2 protein-coding genes and 1 pseudogene are annotated in these 2,549 nt (G+C 34.5%); all 3 read left to right on the top strand.

Translation table 11 applies throughout. The features are described from left to right. Positions 1-254 precede the first annotated feature (254 nt). Complete coding sequence (locus HMPREF3230_RS01840; RefSeq protein ID WP_082266230.1) at positions 255-1,157, top strand: amino acid ABC transporter ATP-binding protein; 903 nt, start codon at positions 255-257, stop codon at positions 1,155-1,157. 149 nt (positions 1,158-1,306) lie between these two features. Beyond that, positions 1,307-2,284 carry an ABC transporter substrate-binding protein gene (locus tag HMPREF3230_RS01845; protein ID WP_075523293.1) on the top strand — a complete coding sequence of 326 codons (978 nt, stop codon included), beginning with the start codon at positions 1,307-1,309 and terminating at the stop codon, positions 2,282-2,284. A gap of 66 nt (positions 2,285-2,350) precedes the next feature. Beyond that, positions 2,351-2,549 (top strand): annotated as a pseudogene (locus HMPREF3230_RS01850) (amino acid ABC transporter permease); the annotation flags it as partial.

Consider the following 2,549-nt stretch of genomic DNA (forward strand, 5'->3'; position numbering starts at 1 on the left):
TGCAGTCTATGTTAGAAAAGCATTTTGGTAAAGGCTTTGAAGCACGAGATATTGTAAAACATACGCAATTGTATGCAAATACGGATCAGCGTACAGATGAGTCGTTAAAAGTTCAGCAAAAAAATGTTCAAAAGCGTAATGATGCTACTATGTTAGGTTTTAATGCTTAGTGATAGCATATTTACATTATTTGTGTGATTTTAAGGATGATAATTTAGTAGTATTATCAATGGTAGTTATGACGGGGTGTGAATATGGATATTGAAAATAATGAATTTGTTAATAAAAATATAGATGATTCTAAGTCTTTTGAGAATAATACTTCAGAAGATGCAAGCAATAGTCTAGATGATGCAAGCAATAGTCTAGATGATGCAAATAGTACTTCAACTGTTGCAGTATCTTTAACGAATGTTCAAAAATCTTTTGGATCTATTCAAGTATTAAAAAATATAAATATTACTGTTGATTCTGGCAGTGTAACAGTTATTTTAGGCCCATCAGGATCTGGTAAATCTACTTTATTGCGTTTAATAAATCAACTTGAAACTCTTACTTCTGGGAGCATATGTATTTATGGAAAGCGTATTGGAGTAAAGAAAGTAATATATAAAGGTAAAGAGCGTCTTCGAGCTCTTAACGATAAAGAAATTTCCAAACAGCGCTCTAAGCTTGGAATGGTATTTCAGCGTTTTAATTTGTTCCCACATATGACAGCATTAGAAAATGTTATGGAAGCTCCTGTTCATGTGTTAGGAATGAAAAAACAGGATGCGCGTGATTTAGCAATTAAAGAGCTTAAACGAGTTGGAATGCTTGAACGCATGAATCATTATCCTGCTGAGCTTTCTGGAGGTCAGCAACAACGTGTTGCAATTGCTCGTTCTCTTGCTATGAAGCCGGAGATTATGCTGTTTGATGAACCAACGTCTGCTCTTGATCCCGAACTTGTTGGTGAAGTTTTGAATGTTATGCTAGATCTTGCAAAAGAAGGCATGACTATGATTGTTGTGACTCACGAGATTGGTTTCGCAAAAGAAGTAGCAGATCAGGTTGTGTTTATGGATGATGGAATGGTTGTAGAGCAAGGCGATGCAAGTATTATTGACAATCCTAAAACAGATAGATTGAAAGATTTTCTTAAGCATGTGCTTTAGCTTATAGCTATGCAATTTTTCTTGTAATCAAAACTTCATGTACTTTGCTTACATAAATTTTGTATGAATTCTTATGAAAGTTATGATTGTTTATGTGTTGATAGTGGTAAAGTTGTGAGCGTATTTGCTATCTTGCTTTAAGGGATCTTATGATTGAAGAACGTTTTGATGCTACAAATAACAATTTGCATCGTAAAAAGAGGTTTTCTTTATTACCTCCTTCTCGTTTGATACGTTCTATTGCTGCTTTTATTTCCGCAACACTAATAGGTATTTCTGGAGCATGTGGAACATCTGACGTAGAAGGTAGCGATCCTTTATTATCTCGCAGTTATAACGTTAATAATATTAAAAAAGATGAGAAAATAGCTTCTCTTCTTCCTAAAAAGATTTTAGAAAGAGGAGAACTCGTTATGGGAACGAATATTGGTTATGCTCCTGCTGGATTTTATGCTCGAGATGGCAAAACTGTAGTTGGCTATGAGATTGATCTTAATAAAGCATTGGCAAAGCTTATGGGAGTTAAGCTAAATATTGTAAACGCTCCATTTGATGCCATTTTGCCGTCTGTTGGAACTAAATTTGATATAGGTGTTTCTGGCTTCACTGTTAGCAAAGAGCGAGAAAAGTCGGTTGATTTTGTGACTTACGCGGATGCTGGTTTGCTATTTGTTGTTCGTAAAGGAAATCCAACGAAAGTAAATCTTAATCATTTATGTGGCAAAAAGGTTTCTGTTCAAGTTGGAACTACAAGTGAATCTCAAATGTATGATGCTCGTGACTTGTGTAAGATTAAAAATGATTCTCCTCTTGATGTTCTTCCGTTTAAAGAACAAACTGATGCTACAACGGCTGTAGTAGCAGGGCGAGTAGATGTTATGTATGCTGATACTCCTGTTTCTAGTTTTGCTATTGAACAAACAGATAATCAACTTGAGCCTTTAGGTAAGAGTAAGGATAAAGCTTTGATGGGTATTATTACGCAAAAAGGCGATGAGCAGCTTGTTAAGGCAATTCAAGCTGGTATAGAAAAACTTATTCAAACAGGTGATTATAGAAAGATTATGGAGTCTTGGGGAGTTGAAGATATTATGATTAAGAAACCTGAGATAAATCCTAAAGTATGATTTTTGCTTTTGTTAATTTGCAATATATATGCTGATTTTGATTGTGTCTAGTGTAATATTGTGAGTATGCTTTCTAAAGAGAATAACAATGATAAGATTTTGCCAGTTAAAAAAATTGGCCCTATCGTTGCAGGCATAATCGTTGGGGTAGTGTCTGTATTTTTACTGTATTCTATAGCTGCAAATCGTAGATTCGAGTGGAATATAGTACTTAAGTATATTTTCAATGAAAATGTTCTTTCTGGTATTTTCTGGACTTTGTGGT

It is taken from the genome of Gardnerella vaginalis, from assembly GCF_001563665.1.
GTDB lineage: Bacteria > Actinomycetota > Actinomycetes > Actinomycetales > Bifidobacteriaceae > Bifidobacterium > Bifidobacterium vaginale_A.